15 protein-coding genes are annotated in these 15,303 nt (G+C 63.1%); 12 read left to right on the top strand and 3 right to left on the bottom strand.

Annotated elements, in window-relative coordinates; all coding sequences use genetic code 11:
* Positions 1-45: 45 nt before the first annotated feature.
* Entirely contained in the window at positions 46-675 is a 630-nt protein-coding gene (locus tag R2676_RS07650) for a TetR/AcrR family transcriptional regulator (protein WP_206275377.1), read from the top strand.
* 97 nt (positions 676-772) lie between these two features.
* Positions 773-1,879 (top strand): alkene reductase, encoded by a 1,107-nt coding sequence (locus R2676_RS07645; protein ID WP_102066998.1) that lies wholly within the window; start codon positions 773-775, stop codon positions 1,877-1,879.
* A gap of 75 nt (positions 1,880-1,954) precedes the next feature.
* Here R2676_RS07645 and R2676_RS07640 read toward each other — a convergent pair whose 3' ends face one another.
* The gene (locus R2676_RS07640) at positions 1,955-2,929 is read right to left on the bottom strand and encodes an NADPH:quinone oxidoreductase family protein (RefSeq protein ID WP_009238416.1); all 975 of its coding nucleotides are present in this window, start codon (positions 2,927-2,929) and stop codon (positions 1,955-1,957) included.
* A gap of 211 nt (positions 2,930-3,140) precedes the next feature.
* Between R2676_RS07640 and surE the strand changes: the two genes are divergently transcribed.
* Genes surE through rpoS form a run of 4 tightly spaced genes read left to right on the top strand, consistent with a single transcriptional unit; the run spans position 3,141 to position 6,830 of the window.
* On the top strand, positions 3,141-3,896 hold the full coding sequence (gene surE / locus R2676_RS07635; RefSeq protein ID WP_206275376.1) for a 5'/3'-nucleotidase SurE: 756 nt from the start codon (positions 3,141-3,143) through the stop codon (positions 3,894-3,896).
* A 15-nt stretch (positions 3,897-3,911) separates the two neighbouring features.
* Positions 3,912-4,856 (top strand): protein-L-isoaspartate(D-aspartate) O-methyltransferase, encoded by a 945-nt coding sequence (locus R2676_RS07630; protein ID WP_206275375.1) that lies wholly within the window; start codon positions 3,912-3,914, stop codon positions 4,854-4,856.
* Position 4,857: 1 nt separating this feature from the next.
* Positions 4,858-5,685 (top strand): peptidoglycan DD-metalloendopeptidase family protein, encoded by an 828-nt coding sequence (locus R2676_RS07625; protein WP_206275374.1) that lies wholly within the window; start codon positions 4,858-4,860, stop codon positions 5,683-5,685.
* A gap of 8 nt (positions 5,686-5,693) precedes the next feature.
* On the top strand, positions 5,694-6,830 hold the full coding sequence (gene rpoS, locus R2676_RS07620; protein ID WP_206275373.1) for an RNA polymerase sigma factor RpoS: 1,137 nt from the start codon (positions 5,694-5,696) through the stop codon (positions 6,828-6,830).
* Between the two features lie 37 nt (positions 6,831-6,867).
* On the opposite strand, the gene R2676_RS07615 is transcribed toward rpoS, so the two are convergent.
* On the bottom strand, positions 6,868-7,731 hold the full coding sequence (locus R2676_RS07615) for an endonuclease/exonuclease/phosphatase family protein (RefSeq protein ID WP_206275372.1): 864 nt from the start codon (positions 7,729-7,731) through the stop codon (positions 6,868-6,870).
* 160 nt (positions 7,732-7,891) lie between these two features.
* Between R2676_RS07615 and rlmD the strand changes: the two genes are divergently transcribed.
* Positions 7,892-9,244, top strand: a complete 1,353-nt coding sequence (gene rlmD, locus R2676_RS07610; RefSeq protein ID WP_206275756.1) for a 23S rRNA (uracil(1939)-C(5))-methyltransferase RlmD — start codon at positions 7,892-7,894, stop codon at positions 9,242-9,244.
* Positions 9,245-9,337: 93 nt separating this feature from the next.
* On the opposite strand, the gene R2676_RS07605 is transcribed toward rlmD, so the two are convergent.
* Positions 9,338-10,039 carry a Bax inhibitor-1/YccA family protein gene (locus tag R2676_RS07605; protein WP_027677634.1) on the bottom strand — a complete coding sequence of 234 codons (702 nt, stop codon included), beginning with the start codon at positions 10,037-10,039 and terminating at the stop codon, positions 9,338-9,340.
* A 366-nt stretch (positions 10,040-10,405) separates the two neighbouring features.
* Between R2676_RS07605 and ndk the strand changes: the two genes are divergently transcribed.
* The 5 genes from ndk to ispG are packed head-to-tail and all read left to right on the top strand — an operon-like array spanning position 10,406 to position 15,239.
* On the top strand, positions 10,406-10,831 hold the full coding sequence (gene ndk, locus R2676_RS07600) for a nucleoside-diphosphate kinase (RefSeq protein ID WP_004626298.1): 426 nt from the start codon (positions 10,406-10,408) through the stop codon (positions 10,829-10,831).
* A gap of 42 nt (positions 10,832-10,873) precedes the next feature.
* A complete protein-coding gene (gene rlmN, locus R2676_RS07595; protein ID WP_102067006.1) occupies positions 10,874-12,025 on the top strand; it encodes a 23S rRNA (adenine(2503)-C(2))-methyltransferase RlmN in 1,152 nt (383 codons plus the stop codon).
* Positions 12,022-12,819: a type IV pilus biogenesis/stability protein PilW gene (gene pilW / locus R2676_RS07590; protein ID WP_206275371.1), complete on the top strand. Its 798-nt coding sequence runs from the start codon at positions 12,022-12,024 to the stop codon at positions 12,817-12,819. The genes rlmN and pilW overlap by 4 nt, the downstream gene beginning before the upstream one ends.
* Positions 12,812-13,903, top strand: a complete 1,092-nt coding sequence (locus R2676_RS07585; protein WP_206275370.1) for a RodZ domain-containing protein — start codon at positions 12,812-12,814, stop codon at positions 13,901-13,903. The genes pilW and R2676_RS07585 overlap by 8 nt, the downstream gene beginning before the upstream one ends.
* 49 nt (positions 13,904-13,952) lie before the next feature.
* Positions 13,953-15,239, top strand: coding sequence for a flavodoxin-dependent (E)-4-hydroxy-3-methylbut-2-enyl-diphosphate synthase (gene ispG, locus R2676_RS07580; RefSeq protein ID WP_206275369.1), 1,287 nt, complete (start codon positions 13,953-13,955; stop codon positions 15,237-15,239).
* The last annotated feature ends 64 nt before the right edge of the window (positions 15,240-15,303 follow it).

Raw genomic sequence — 15,303 nt, 5'->3', positions numbered from 1 at the left:
AGGGTTATGCAACTAGACGGTCGGTCTACTACAATGCGACCCATCATGAGCAAGCACCCCGAACCCGTCACCGCTGAAGGCGCCGAAGCCCGGCACGACACCCGCGACCGCATCCTCGACGCCGGTGCCGAGCTGATCCTCGGGCGCGGTTTTTCGGCCGTCGGATTGGCGGAAATCCTGGGCCGCGCGCAGGTGCCGAAGGGCTCGTTCTATTACTACTTCGGGTCCAAGGAAGACTTTGGCGTTGCCATGCTGGAGCGCTATTTCCAGGACTACGACGCGGGCGTTGTCAGCCTCTTCAACGACACGCGCATCTCCGCCCGTGAACGGCTGCTGCGCTATTTCATGGCCTGGATTGATCTGCATGAGCGCAGCGCATGCGAAGTCACGTGCCTCGCGGTCAAGCTGTCAGGAGAGGTGTCCGATTTGTCCGAGCCGATGCGCAAGGTGTTGTCGGCAGGGATGACGCGGATGGTCGAGCGCATCGCCACCGCAATCGAGGCCGGTGTCGCCGACGGTTCGTTGGCGCCTGTGCAGGACGCGCACGAACTGGCCGAAGGCCTGTACGCCATGTGGATGGGCGGTGCACTGCTGGCCAAGGCGCACCGCACGGTCGACGCGTTCAAGAGCTGTGTCGCGCAAACCGAAATGCTGCTGGCCAAGCCCAAACACTGACGTCGAATGCAACCCATTGCCGGCGAGGCACGTTCCTCGCTTTTTCTTTGATTCCGGTTCTAGATGACCGGTCGAATAGTGCCTTTCAGGAGCTGATATGACTCAACAACTGCTGTCCCCGGTTCAGACCGGCCGTACGACCCTCGCCAATCGTGTCGTCATGGCGCCGCTTACGCGCTCGCGCGCCGGCCAGCCGGGTGACGTGCCGACCGAACTGAACGTGACCTACTACGCCCAGCGTGCCACTGCTGGCCTCATCGTCACAGAAGCGACGCAAATTTCCCGCCAGGGGCAGGGCTACGCCTGGACGCCGGGCATGTACACCGACGCACAGGAAGCCGGCTGGAAGGCGGTGGTGGATGCCGTGCACGCCAAGGGCGGCCGCATCTCGCAACAGCTGTGGCACGTGGGCCGTATTTCGAACACGCTGCTGCAGGAAAACGGCCAGGCTCCCGTCGCGCCGTCAGCCATCGTCGCCAAGGGTGCGCAGAGCTTTGTCGTGCAGCCGGACGGCACGCCCGCCAATGTGCCGACCAGCGAGCCGCGCGCCCTGGCCACGGAAGAAATCCCCGGTGTGATTGCGCAATACCGCCAGGCCGTGCTGCGTGCACGCCGCGCCGGCTTCGATTTCGTTGAAATCCACGCCGCCAACGGTTACCTGCTGCACCAATTCCTGTCGACCAACAGCAACCAGCGCACCGACCAGTACGGCGGCTCCCTGGAAAACCGCGCCCGACTGATTCTCGAAGTCGTTGACACCGCCATCGCCGAGATTGGCGCAGACCGCGTCGGCATCCGCCTCTCGCCGCACTTCGTCGCGCACGACATTGCCGACGAACAAGCTGAAGAAAGCGCGCTGTACCTTGCGCGCGAGCTGACCAAGCGTGGCATCGCCTACCTGCACATCGCCGAACCGGATTGGGCCGGCGGCCCCGAGCTGAGCAACGATTTCCGTCGCCAACTGCGCGATGCCTTCAAGGGCACGCTCATCGTGTGCGGCCAATACACGGCGGAAGAGGGCGAACAGATGATTGCCTCCGGTCTGGCGGATGCCGTTGCGTTCGGTCGTCCGTTCATCGCCAATCCCGATCTGGTGGCGCGCTTCCGTGCCGGCGCATCGCTCAACAAGCCGGATCGCGCAACCTTCTACGGCGGCCAGGAAAAGGGCTACACCGACTATCCGACGCTGGAAGAAGCAGCCTGATAAACCGTTGCACCAAAGAGAAAAGCCGCGCAGGCGATCAACCTGCGCGGCTTTTTTTGTTCAGCGGTGACGTTTTTACGGCTGGATCACGACCTTGCCCGTCACCTTGCGCGCCGCCATGTCCAGCAGCGCCTGCGTCGTCTGCTCCAGCGGATAGCGCGCAGAGATATGCGGCCGGATCTTGCCTTCCTGCATCCAGCCGAGCATCTGCATCATGTTCGCCAGATTCGCCTTCGGTTCCCGGCGCGCGAATTCGCCCCAGAACACGCCCACCAGCGACGCGCCTTTCAGCAACGCCAAATTCAGCGGCATCTTGGGGATCTCTCCGTTGGCAAATCCGACCACGAGGTAGCGGCCCCGCCAAGCGATCGAGCGGAACGCCGGTTCCGCGTAGATGCCCCCGACCGGGTCATAGATCACGTCAGGGCCCTTGCCGTCGGTCAATTCCTTGATGCGCTCGCGCAGGTCTTCGGTCGAATAGTTGATGAGGGCGTCGGCGCCGTGGTCCTTGCAGACTGCGAGTTTCTCGTCGCTCGATGCCGCAGCGATGACGCGCGCACCGATCGCCTTGCCGATCTCGATAGCCGCCAGTCCGACACCGCCTGCCGCGCCGAGCACGAGCATCGTTTCGCCGGCCTTCAGTTGGCCGCGATCGACCACCGCGTGGTGCGACGTGCCATAGGTGAGCGTGAACGCGGCGGCGGTGTCGAACGCCATGCCTGGCGGCATCGGCATGACCACCTTGGCCGATGCCTTGACCTGTGAGGCAAACGCGCCCTGGCCAAGAAACGCGATCACGTGGTCGCCGGCCTTCAGGTGCGACACGCCTTCGCCGACCGCATTGACCACGCCCGCGACTTCCGAGCCGGGCGTAAACGGCAACTCCGGCTTGAACTGGTACTTGTTCTGGATAATCAGCACGTCAGGAAAATTCACCCCCGCGGCCTTTACGTCGATCACGACTTCACCGGCGCCGGGCGAGAGGTCCGGCAGCGTTTCGATCACCAGCGATTCGGGCGGGCCCCAGGTCTTGCAGACGACGGCTTTCATCATGTGTCTCCTCAACAGTCTTGCGTTGGATTGTTCGCCATCTCGCATGCATTGCACGCGATCTCGTCCGGCAGTGTAACCGAATAAAAGCACGATCGTTCGATTTGGCTGGGCGCGATGGATCCCGCGGCTTGTCGATGCATTTTTTGTAAGCGCGTAGAACGTGTGCAGGAGCACGATTCGCGAACGTTGCTCGGTTACAATCCGCGCCATGCATATTCTCATTGCCAACGACGACGGATACCTCGCCCCTGGGCTCGCGGCGCTGCATCGTGCGCTGAGCCCGCTGGGCCGCGTGACGGTGGTCGCGCCGGAGCAGAACCACAGCGGCGCCTCCAACTCGCTTACGCTTCAACGTCCGCTTTCGGTGTTTGAAGCGACCGACGGTGCCCAGAAGGGCTTCCGCTTCGTCAACGGCACACCGACGGACTGCGTGCACATCGCGCTGACCGGCATGATCGAAGAGAAGCCCGACTTGGTCGTCTCCGGTATCAACCAGGGCCAGAACATGGGTGAAGACGTGCTGTACTCCGGCACGGTCGCCGCCGCCATCGAAGGCTATCTGTTCGGTATTCCGTCGATTGCGTTTTCGCAAGTTGACAAGGGCTGGACGCACCTCGACGCCGCCGAGCGCGTGGCCCGCGAGGTGGTCGAGCGCTATCTGTCCGATCCGCTGGACGGGCCGGTCCTGCTGAACGTCAATATCCCGAATCTGCCGTACGCCGAGCTCGCGGGCTGGCGTGCGACGCGTCTGGGCAAGCGGCACCAGTCGCAGCCGGTGATCCGTCAGGCCAATCCGCGCGGCGAGCCGATCTTCTGGGTCGGTGCCGCCGGCGATGCAAAGGATGCGAGCGAAGGCACCGATTTCCACGCCGTTGCGCACGGCTTCGTCTCGCTGACGCCGCTGCAGCTGGATCTGACCGATACGGCCCAACTGCGCACCGTGCGCCGCTGGCAGACGCCATGATCGGCATGGTGGCTCATGTCTGAACGTCCGCGCGACCGGCGTTTTCCGTTGACGCTCGATGCAGTCGTCGAGCGCAAGCCCGTGGAACGCCAGCGTGAAACGCGCATCTCGTCCGGGGTGAGCGCGGTGTCACGCCCTACACCGGCGCGTGCGGCATCGGTCGAACGCGCGTCACCGGCTTCTGCCCCGGCACCTGCACCGCAGCGCGTGGCGGGTGTCGACCCTGCGGTTGGCGCCGTTGCTGCGAGCGCCGTGCAGGCCCGCACCGCGGCAGCGCATGCGGCGGCTGGCGGTATGGCCTCGGATCGTGCGCGTCAGGCATTGGTCGGTCGGGTGCAGGCCGGCGGCGTGAGCGACAAGCGCGTGCTGGCAGCGATCGGCACCGTGCCACGCCATTTGTTCGTCGATGCCGGCCTGGCCTCGCAAGCCTACGAAGATTCCGCGTTGCCCATCGGCCATCAGCAAACGATCTCGAAGCCGTCGGTGGTCGGACGGATGATTGAGTTGTTATTGAGTGGGCGGCCCAGTCGCACCGGCCTGCCGCTCGCGCGCGTGCTGGAAATCGGTACCGGCTGCGGCTACCAGGCTGCCGTTCTGGCGCAACTCGCCGACGAGGTGTACTCGATCGAGCGCGTTCGCCCGCTGCACGAAAAAGCCAAAGCGAACTTGCGGCCACTCCGGGTGCCAAACATCCGTCTGCACTATGGCGACGGCATGCTCGGGCTGCCGAAGGCCGGGCCGTTCGACGCCATCATCCTGGCGGCGGCGGGGCTGGAGGTGCCGCAGGCGCTGCTCGACCAGCTCACCGTTGGCGGCCGGCTGATTGCGCCTGTGGCCACCGACCGCAGCAACGGCCCGGCGCAGCAGCTCGTTCTCATCGAGCGCCGCAGCCGCTTCCAGTTTCACAGTACCGCGCTTGAAGGCGTTTTCTTTGTCCCGTTAAAATCAGGAACTGTTTAGCATGTTCATTTCCCGGAGCTCCATGAACCGTCCAAGCCCCGCACGCGCAGGCCGGCTCGCCGTGGCGATGGTGTCGGCCGCACTATTGGCGGCTTGCGCATCCTCCGGCAATCAGGCCCCCGTTCTCGACCGCACCTCGCGCGCCGGTAGCACCGGGGCCACGTCGCAAGAGCCGCCGCCCCCCGGCTACTATCGGGTCAAGCGCGGCGATACCTTGTACAGCATCGCCCTGCGTAACGGCCAGGCGCCGCGAGACCTGGTGGCGTGGAACAACATCGCCAATCCGAACCAGATCGAAGTCGATCAGCTATTACGCGTTGTTCCGCCAAACGCCGATGTCAGCAGCACCGGGGCCGTGGTCACACCGGTTCGCCCGCCTAACACGACTACGCAACCGGTCGATTCGACGCCCGCCACGCCGCCGTCCGCAGCATCGTCCAGCGCTCCTGCCGGGGCAAGCGACAGCGCAATCTCGCTGGCCTGGCCGGCACGCGGCTCGCTCATCAACCGTTTCGATGACAAGAGCAACAAGGGCATCGACATTGGCGGCAAACGTGGCGATGCCGTGGTCGCCGCCGACGACGGAAAAGTGATCCACGTTGGACCCTTGCGTGGGTACGGGAATCTTGTCATCATCAAACACAACGACACGTTCCTGACCGCCTACGGCAACAACGACAAGGTTCTGGTCACCGAGCAATCCACGGTCAAGAAAGGGCAGAAGATCGCTGAAATGGGCAGTACTGATGCGGATCGCGTGAAGCTTCATTTTGAAGTGCGCCGCAACGGTAAGCCGGTCGATCCGATGCGCTACTTGCCGCCTCAATAGAGGAATGCATGCCGCGCCAGAAAGCTGCCACGCCCGCCACCCCCGCCGATGACAACATCGACGCTGCTGTAGAGGGCCAGCGCACCCCAAATGGGCGCGCGGGGCGGCGTGCGCGTGGCGCGGCACAGTCTCCTGCTGAAGAGATCGAAGTCGTCGACGCGCTGGTCGACGATCTGCCCGCCTCCGATTCTGCTGATCTCAACGACACGTCGGACAGTGCCGACGAGCCGGATGAAGAAGAGGAGGAGGGTGAAGAGGCCGAGGAGGCCGCACCCGAGGAAGATTTCCGCAAGGTGCTGCAGGCTGAACTGGCCGCCGACACGGTTCAGCACTATCTCAATCGCATCAGCATCAAGCCGCTTCTGACGCCAGCGGAAGAACTGCATTTCTCGACGCTGGCCAAGGCGGGTGAATTTGCCGCGCGCCAGGTCATGATCGAGCGCAACCTCCGCTTGGTCGTGAGCATTGCAAAAGGCTATCTGAACCGCGGTGTGCCGCTGCTCGATCTGATCGAGGAGGGCAACCTGGGGCTGATGCACGCGATCGAAAAATTCGATCCGGAGCGCGGGTTCCGCTTCTCGACGTATGCAACGTGGTGGATCCGCCAGAGCATCGAGCGCGCGATCATGAACCAGGCGCGTACGGTTCGTCTGCCGGTGCACGTGATTCGCGAACTCAACCAGGTGCTGCGTGCCAAGCGTCATCTGGAAAAGAGCGGCGTGGATGGCCGGGACGCGAGCCTTGAAGACATCGCTCACTTGCTCGGCAAGACCACGGAGGAAGTGCAGGACGTGCTCTCGCTCAACGAGCACACGACTTCGCTGGATACACCGTTCGATCTTGATCCGGGCACGAGCCTGCTCGATTTCCTCTCGGATGAGCATGGCGCGTCGCCGGACCAGGAAGTGGCACATCGGGAGCTTTCACTGCTGATGAAGTCGTGGCTTGCGCGCTTGTCGGACAAGCACCGTTATGTGGTGGAGCGCCGCTTCGGCCTCAACTACATCGAGCCTGCGACGCTGGAAGAGCTGGCCGCCGAGATGGGCCTGACGCGCGAACGCGTTCGCCAGATTCAGCAGGAAGCGCTGGTCAAGCTCAAGCGCCATTTCGCTTCGCAGGGCGTGCGTAAGGATGCGGTGCTGTAAGGCGCTGCTGCCTCTCTTCTTTCTTCTCCAGTTTCATTCAGTCGTTCCGCAGCTCCAGCAGCATCGGTTGGTGATCCGACGCTTGCGTGGTGCTGTTGACTTCCATCCGCAGCACGCGCGGTCTCAATGGATCGCTGATCAGCATGAAATCGCACGCGTAGGCCGGTTCGGTCCAGCCGGTGCGGTCGTGCACGCCGAACGTCGGCGGTTGCGGCGTTGTGCCGTGAGCAATTTCCCACGCGTCGTGCAAAGCGGGTTCCTGAGTGAACGGCACGGTCGCTAGGTGTTTAGGCGTGGAGTCCGGCTTGCAGTTGAAATCGCCACAGACAATGGTTGACGTCGTCTGTGCAAGCGGGCGGAAGGGACCGGCCTCGGACTCTGTGCCAAGCACCGATCCTTGATTTGCACGCACACACCCTTCCGAGTGGATGCCGCGCAATGCGTCGATTTGCGCCAGCCGTTGAAGCGCCGAGTAGTACTCCAGATGCGTTGTGATGATGCGCAACAAGCCGAACGGCGCCTGCACGATCGCCTCGATGGCCATGCGCGGCATATACGGTGTGGCATCCGCCGGACAAGGCAAAGCGTGGCGCCGGATGTGATGCACGGGTAGGCGTGTGGCAATCGCGTTGCCGAAGCGCTGCACATGCATGCCGTTGTGGCGCTCCAGCGCGAAGCCAGCGATCACGGTGTAGTCGGGGCCAAGCGCGTCGGCCAGTTCGCTCCATTGATCGATGCCTGGTTGGCCCGGCAGATCGCTGAAACCGGACGTGACTTCCTGGAGGCACAGCACATCGAACTCGACCATCTCACGTGCTTGCGTCAGTTGGCGCGTCAGGCTGACGTGCCCGTCGGCGCCACGGCCCCACTGGATATTCCACGTCAGGATGACGGTGCCCATGCTGGTCCTCCGGTGTCTTACAATGCCGCCCTTGTCCTCATTTTGCCCAGGCTCGCTCGTGTCTCAAGCTGCACCTAACGTCACGCCTTCCTCTCCTGATTCAGCAATCGCCGCTCCGGACGCGCCGCCCGCTAAGCCCCGTGGGCGCCGTAAGCCCGAGATGCCCGTGGCTGGCCCCCTGGAAATCGTTTCGCTCGACGGTGAAGCACGCGGTATCGGTCGTCTGGCCAACGAGGATGGCACGCCGGGCAAGGTGGTCTTCGTGGAAGGCGCATTGCCTGGTGAGCGCGTGATGTATCGGAGTCACCGCGTGAAGCCGTCGTACGAGCAGGCGAGTGTGGTGAACATTCTGCGCCAGTCCGCTTCCCGCGTGACGCCGCAGTGCAAGTTCTTTGGGGTATGCGGTGGCTGCTCGATGCAGCATCTGGATTCGCGTGCACAGGTCGCGATCAAGCAGCGCGTGCTGGAAGATGACCTGTGGCATTTGGCCAAGCTGCGTCCGGACGTCGTGTTCCGACCGATTGCCGGCCCCGACTGGGGCTACCGCTACCGCGCCCGCTTGACCGTGCGCCATGTTGCGGCCAAAGGTGGTGTGCTGGTGGGCTTCCACGAGCGCAAGAGCAGCTACGTGGCCGACATGACGTCGTGCGAGGTGCTGCCGCCGCACGTATCCGCGCTGCTGGTGCCGTTGCGCGAGTTGGTGGGGCGCCTGTCGATCGTGCAACGTATGCCGCAGATCGAACTGGCGGTCGGGCAGGACGTGACCGCGCTGGTTTTGCGCAATCTGGAGCCCATCACCGCCGAGGATGAGGCCGAGCTGCGCACTTTTGCCGATCAGCACAACGTCCAGTTTTGGCTGCAGCCCAAGGGGCCGGACACCGTTTATCCGTTCCATCCCCTTGACCGCACGCTGACGTACACGCTGCCGGAGTTCGGCATCACGATGCCGTTCAAGCCGACGGATTTCACGCAGGTCAATCACCAGATCAACCGGGTGCTGATGTCGCGGGCGCTGAAGCTGCTCGACGCTCAGCCCAGCGATCGGCTCCTTGACCTGTTTTGCGGTATCGGCAACTTCACGCTGCCAATGGCTACACGGGCACGCGAAGTCATGGGCATCGAAGGCAGCGAGGCGCTGACAACCCGGGCGCTCGCCAACGCTCAGCACAACGGTTTGGATGCGAAAACGACATTCGCTTGCCGCAATCTCTTCGAAGTGTCGGCCGATGATATTGCCGCGCTGGGCAAGTTCGATCGCTGGCTGATCGACCCGCCGCGCGAAGGGGCGTTGGCCGTGTCCAAGGCGCTCGCCGAGTTGTCTCAGCGAGGCGGCGAGGCGGCTGATCTGCTGCCGAAGCGCATCGTCTACGTGTCATGCAATCCGGCGACGCTGGCGCGCGATGCGGGTTTGCTCGTGCATGAAGCGGGTTATCGTTTGGCCGGCGCGGGCGTGGTCAACATGTTCCCGCACACGTCGCACGTGGAGTCGATGGCGGTATTCGAGCGCGACTGACCGTTCGTCGGGCGTCTCGCAGACAAAGAAAAACCGGCGCCTGGTGCGCCGGTTTTTTTCGCCATCGCTGGCGCTTGTGAGGCTGAATTTGGCTCAGTTCCGATTTCCGCCAAAGATCCCCAGGATCGCCAGCAGGTTCGTGAAGATGTTGTAGACGTCCAGGTAGATGGCCAGGGTAGCCGTCACGTAGTTGGTCTCGCCGCCGTTCACGATGCGCTGCACGTCGAACAGGATGTATGCCGAGAAGATCGCGATGGCCAGCACCGAGATCGTCAGCATCATCGCGGGCAATTGCAGCCAGATGTTGGCCACCGAGCCAACGATCAGCACCAGCACGCCCATGAACAGCCACTTGCCCAGGCCCGAGAAATCGCGCTTGCTGACCGTGGCCACCGTCGCCATCACGCCGAAGATGACCGCGGTGCCGCCGAACGCCGTCATGATGAGTGACGCGCCATTCGAGAAGCCCAGAATCATGCCAATCAGCCGCGACAGCATCAGCCCCATGAAGAACGTGAAGCCGAGCAGCAATGCCACGCCGACGCCGCTGTTCTTGAAACGCTCAATGGCGTAGAAGAAGCCAAAAGCCACCGCCATGAAGATGACGAAACCCATCAGCGGGTTGCGCCCCATCAGGTTGAAGCCGGTGGCGACACCGATCCAGGCGCCGAGGATGGTGGGGATCATGGAAAGCGCGAGCAGCCAATAAGTATTGCGCAGCACGCGGTTACGGACGGCCAACGCGCCGGCGGTGCCGGAAGCGCCAAAACCGTACGTGTTGAGTTGGTTGTCCATGCGAACTCCTTGGGTGAATGACATTGCAGACAATGCGACGACACAGCGAATGTGGCATCCGAGGCGGGCTTTTGCAAGCCACATCTCCTTACTTGGAGAGTCAGGATGCCACGCGGTTCCGGCTCCTGGTCGGTGTTTGCGGCGGAAGGTGCCTTTGGTGAGTGACTTTTTGTGCTCCCCATAAGGGGATGCTAAGGCGGGTTCGTCAAGCCGACGAGGCCTGCAAAGACAAGTGACGATATCGCCTCCTTGTGCTCCCGGCGTACGCGGCATCCGGTTGCACCGCTTGACATCCATCCCGTTCCCGCCCGTGTTAGAATCTAACGTTTATCTTTCACGTAACACCTTCATTTTTTGGAGTTTTTGATGGCGCTCGAACGCACTTTGTCGATTATCAAACCGGATGCCGTGGCCAAGAATGTCATCGGCCAGATCTACGCCCGCTTCGAAGGCGCCGGCCTGAAGATCGTCGCAGCCAAGATGATCCACCTGTCGCGCGCAGAAGCCGAGCAGTTCTACGCCGTGCACAAGGAGCGCCCGTTCTTCAAGGATCTGGTGGACTTCATGATCTCGGGCCCGGTGATGGTCCAGGCGCTGGAAGGCGAAAACGCAATCGCCAAGAACCGTGATCTGATGGGTGCAACCGACCCGAAGAAGGCCGAGAAGGGCACGATCCGCGCCGACTTCGCTGACAGCATCGACGCCAACGCCGTGCACGGCTCGGACGCTGCAGAAACGGCCGCCGTGGAAGTCGCATTCTTCTTCCCGGGCCTGAACATTTACAGCCGCTAAGCGTCAACACTAGACTGGGATTGTGGTTTCGGGTTGCAAGTCATGAGCGATGTGGTGAATCTCCTCGATTTCGACGCACAGGGCCTTCTCGCGTACTGCGAGAGCCTGGGTGAGAAGTCGTTTCGCGCCAAGCAGTTGCAGCGCTGGATTCACCAGTCGGGGGCGTCCGATTTTGGCGAGATGACCGATCTCGCCAAGTCGCTGCGCGAAAAGCTTGCGACCCGCGCCAACATCCAGGCGCCGGCGGTCATTACCGATCACCTTTCGTCGGACGGCACGCGCAAGTGGCTGGTCGACGTAGGGCAGGGCAATGCCGTCGAGACGGTCTACATCCCCGAAGAGACGCGCGGCACGTTGTGCGTGTCGTCTCAGGCGGGATGTGCCGTCAACTGCCGGTTCTGCTCGACCGGCAAGCAGGGCTTCTCGCGCAACCTCAGTACTGGCGAGATCATCGGCCAACTGTGGATGGCGGAGTTCGCCATGCGCAAGCAGCTCGGTCGCGGCCCCAAGGACGACCGCGTCATCACCAACGTTGTGATGATGGGCATGGGCGAGCCGCTCCTGAATTACGACGCCGTGGTGCCTGCTCTGTCGCTGATGCTGGACGACAACGCGTATGGCCTTTCGCGCCGTCGCGTAACGGTATCCACCTCGGGCGTGGTGCCGATGATGGACCGCCTCGCGCGCGATGTGCCCGTGGCGCTCGCTGTGTCGCTGCACGCGTCCAACGATGCGCTGCGCGACGTGCTCGTGCCGCTCAACAAGAAGTATCCGCTGGCCGAATTGATGGCTGCCTGCCGTCGCTATCTGGAGTTCGCGCCGCGCGATTTCATCACCTTTGAATACTGCATGCTGGATGGTGTCAACGATACCGTCGAGCATGCCCGTGAACTGCTGCGCGTCGTGGCCGACGTGCCGTGCAAGTTCAACCTGATCCCGTTCAACCCGTTCCCGGAATCGGGGTTGAAGCGCTCGAACAATGAGCAGATCCGCCGCTTCTCGCAAGTGCTGCTGGATGCAGGCATTGTCACCACCATCCGCAAGACGCGAGGCGACGACATCGATGCGGCTTGCGGGCAGCTCGCCGGCGAGGTCAAGGACCGAACACGCCTGGCCGAGCGCGGCAAGTTTGGCAAGATCGTCGAGATCCCCGTGGTCGGGGCCGACTCCACTCACCGCATGGGTACCGCATGAAGCGTTGGTCGACTGCTGTCAGTCTGGTCTTCACGCTGGCAGCCGCCGGGTGCGCATTGTCGCCGCCGGTCCAGACACAGACACGAGAAGTCACGACCGCCCCCGATCAAAAGGCTGACGCCGGTCGCCGGGCTGCAATCCGATTACAACTCGCGACGCAATACTTGGAAGCCGGCCAGAATGCGACAGCGCTTGAGGAAATCAAGAACGCCATCGCAATCGATCCGAATGTGCCGAACGCGTATCACATCCGCGCGTTGGCTTACATGAACCTCGGCCAGCGCGAGCAGGCTGATGAGAGCTTCCGCAGCGCTCTGGCTACGACGCCCCAAGATGGCGACTTGCTGAACAACTACGGCTGGTTCCTGTGCTCGCAAGGCGGCAAGCCCGATCAAGGCATGGCGATGCTGCGCCAGGCCATCGAGGCGCCGGCCGCCGGCAGCCCCGCGAAACCATGGACGAATCTGGGTGTCTGCCAGATGCGTCAGGGCGATCTGGATGGCGCGGAGAAGAGCCTCACCCGCGCCACCTATATCGACGCAAACAATCCGCTGACCAACTTGACGTTGGCGCAGCTGTACTACAAACGACGCGAATATTCACGTGCCATGCCGTTTATCGAACGTGTGAATGGCCGCGGGAATCCGACGGCAGAAAGCCTGTGGCTGGGCGCTCGCATCGCACGCCGCCTCGGCGACACTTCACAGCAGAACGCATGGAGCGCGCAATTGCAGCGCCGCTTCGCCAATGCGCCCGAAGAGGCGGCATTCGAACGAGGAGCCTGGGATGACTGACCGCGACGTGGCAAGCGCAGCCGACTTCTCTCACGGCGCGACGCCTGCCTCGAATCCGCCTGCCGCTGCTTCGCCGGACCGCGACGATGCGCTGCGCGAGATCGCCGAACGCCTGCGTGCCGGCCGAGAACGGCAGCGGCTGACGGTCGACGATCTGGCGGGGCGCCTGAAGGTCGCACCTGGCAAGTTGTCGGCGGTGGAATCGGCAGATGTCAGTGCATTGCCTGACATGACCTTTACCAAAGGGCTCATCCGCGCCTACGCACGCGCTTTGCAGGTGGATGTCGATGACCAGCTTGCGCGTTTGAATGCCCGTGCGCCGGTCACTAACATCGGCTTGCGCCCCGAAGGCGGGTTGGGTGAATCGTTCTCCGACAAGCCGAGCTTTGCGAAGCGTCGCAGTGGCGGTGGCCGCTGGCTGATTGGTGTGGTCGTTGCGGTGGTCGTAGCAGGCGGTGCGTTGGCTGGTATGGACCGTCTGAAGCAGTGGTTTGCCTCGCAAACGGCAGCCACGCAAAACACCGAATCCACCGCGAAGGAAGTGCCGGCGGCCGGGCAAACTGTACCCGCGCAAGCGGCTCCGGCAGCTGAGCAGGCTCCGGCTGAAACACCAGCCGCTTCCATGCCGACACCGTTGACCCCGGTTGCCCCGGCGGCCCCGGCCTCGGGCGTGGTAACTGCGCCGCTGGCCCCACCGGCAACGCTGCCGCGTTCAGACAGCGGTGCTGCTGTTCCGGCGGCAGCCGTAGGCGTTGCAGGTGTCAAGGCCGCTGTGGTCAACGTCGATGCTCCAGTTGCTGCTCAGCCGACGGAAACCGTCAAACCGGCTGAATCGGCGAGTCGCAGCGGCACGGTGTCGGTGCGCTTCTCCGGTTCCTCCTGGTATGAAATCAAGGACAAAACCGGCAAGACGCTCGCCAGCGGCATCTCCAAGGAAGGTGACGCACGCGATCTGACCGGCACGCCGCCGTTCAAGGTCGTTTTCGGCAATGCAGAAGCGGTTGAATCGCTGGCTGTGGGCGGTGCGTCCGTCGATCTTCAGAAGTACGCCCGCAACCGCGTGGCACGGGCCACGTTGCCCTGAACCGTTTTGTAAATGGCGCGGTGCCTGTGGCGGCGCGCCTTGTCTGATCATGGAAATCTCCACGCCTCTCGATTGCGCTCCAGCCTTGGTGGGTCCGCTGCCGCGCCGGAACTCGCGCGCCGCGCAAATCCGCTGGGGTGACCGTGTCGTGCACGTTGGCGGCGACGCGCCAGTCTGTGTGCAGTCGATGACGAATACCGACACGTCGGACGCCATCGGCACCGCGATCCAGGTGAAGGAATTGGCGCGGGCGGGCTCCGAGTTGGTGCGTATCACAGTGGACACGCCCGCCGCTGCGGCCGCGGTGCCCGCCATCCGCGAGCAGCTCGACCGAATGGGCGTCGATGTGCCGCTGGTCGGCGATTTTCATTACAACGGCCACAAGCTGCTGCAGGACTATCCGGAGTGCGCGCAGGCGCTGTCCAAGTACCGCATCAATCCGGGCAACGTCGGGCAGGGCGCCAAGCGTGATACGCAGTTCGCGCAGATGATCGAGATCGCCTGCCGCTACGAGAAGCCGGTGCGTATCGGCGTGAACTGGGGCAGCCTCGATCAGGATCTGCTTGCGCGGATCATGGATGAGAACGCGCAACGCGCAACGCCGTGGGATGCCCGCGCGGTGATGGTCGAGGCGCTGATCACTTCAGCGATCCAGTCGGCGCAAAAGGCGGAAGAACTGGGCTTGCCGGGCAGCCAGATCATCCTGTCGTGCAAAGTCTCTGCGGTACAGGATCTGATTGCTGTGTATCGCGAACTGGCGCGTCGCTGTAACTATGCGCTGCACCTCGGCCTGACGGAGGCCGGCATGGGCAGCAAAGGTATCGTGGCTTCCACGGCGGCGTTGTCGGTGCTTCTGCAAGAAGGCATCGGCGACACGATCCGCATTTCTCTCACGCCCGAGCCCGGCGCGCCGCGCGAGAAGGAAGTCATCGTCGCGCAGGAGATTCTGCAGACCATGGGTCTGCGCAATTTCACGCCGATGGTCATTGCATGCCCTGGTTGCGGACGCACGACCAGCACGGTGTTTCAGGAACTGGCTGCGCGCATCCAGTCGTACTTGCGCGAGCAGATGCCGAAGTGGAAAACGCAGTACCCAGGTGTCGAAGAGATGAATGTGGCCGTGATGGGCTGCATCGTCAACGGGCCTGGGGAGAGCAAGCACGCCAACATTGGCATCTCGCTCCCGGGCACGGGTGAGTCGCCGGCGGCGCCGGTGTTCGTTGACGGCGTGAAAGTGAAAACGCTGCGCGGCGAACGCATTACAGAAGAATTCCAGACGATCGTCGACGAATACGTGCGGACGCATTACGGCGCACAGGCCTCGGCGACAGTCTAAAAACGGCATCAGGCTTCGGGACTCGAAGTCGAAGCAGGAAACGACCGGCCGGCCCCGCATGGAG

The sequence above is a fragment of the Ralstonia flatus genome (genome assembly GCF_958439105.1).
GTDB classification, from domain to species: Bacteria; Pseudomonadota; Gammaproteobacteria; order Burkholderiales; family Burkholderiaceae; genus Ralstonia; species Ralstonia flatus.
Note: the sequence above shows the minus strand (reverse complement) of the source record. Positions and strands in the feature narration are given on the sequence as shown.

Bases quoted from the DNA above. Each gene is read 5' to 3' on its own strand.
- R2676_RS07650 (WP_206275377.1), top strand. From the start codon at position 46: ATGAGCAAGCACCCCGAACCCGTCACCGCTGAAGGCGCCGAAGCCCGG.
- R2676_RS07645 (WP_102066998.1), top strand. From the start codon at position 773: ATGACTCAACAACTGCTGTCCCCGGTTCAGACCGGCCGTACGACCCTC.
- R2676_RS07640 (WP_009238416.1), bottom strand. From the start codon at position 2,929: ATGAAAGCCGTCGTCTGCAAGACCTGGGGCCCGCCCGAATCGCTGGTG.
- surE (WP_206275376.1), top strand. From the start codon at position 3,141: ATGCATATTCTCATTGCCAACGACGACGGATACCTCGCCCCTGGGCTC.
- R2676_RS07630 (WP_206275375.1), top strand. From the start codon at position 3,912: ATGTCTGAACGTCCGCGCGACCGGCGTTTTCCGTTGACGCTCGATGCA.
- R2676_RS07625 (WP_206275374.1), top strand. From the start codon at position 4,858: ATGTTCATTTCCCGGAGCTCCATGAACCGTCCAAGCCCCGCACGCGCA.
- rpoS (WP_206275373.1), top strand. From the start codon at position 5,694: ATGCCGCGCCAGAAAGCTGCCACGCCCGCCACCCCCGCCGATGACAAC.
- R2676_RS07615 (WP_206275372.1), bottom strand. From the start codon at position 7,731: ATGGGCACCGTCATCCTGACGTGGAATATCCAGTGGGGCCGTGGCGCC.
- rlmD (WP_206275756.1), top strand. From the start codon at position 7,892: ATGCCCGTGGCTGGCCCCCTGGAAATCGTTTCGCTCGACGGTGAAGCA.
- R2676_RS07605 (WP_027677634.1), bottom strand. From the start codon at position 10,039: ATGGACAACCAACTCAACACGTACGGTTTTGGCGCTTCCGGCACCGCC.
- ndk (WP_004626298.1), top strand. From the start codon at position 10,406: ATGGCGCTCGAACGCACTTTGTCGATTATCAAACCGGATGCCGTGGCC.
- rlmN (WP_102067006.1), top strand. From the start codon at position 10,874: ATGAGCGATGTGGTGAATCTCCTCGATTTCGACGCACAGGGCCTTCTC.
- pilW (WP_206275371.1), top strand. From the start codon at position 12,022: ATGAAGCGTTGGTCGACTGCTGTCAGTCTGGTCTTCACGCTGGCAGCC.
- R2676_RS07585 (WP_206275370.1), top strand. From the start codon at position 12,812: ATGACTGACCGCGACGTGGCAAGCGCAGCCGACTTCTCTCACGGCGCG.
- ispG (WP_206275369.1), top strand. From the start codon at position 13,953: ATGGAAATCTCCACGCCTCTCGATTGCGCTCCAGCCTTGGTGGGTCCG.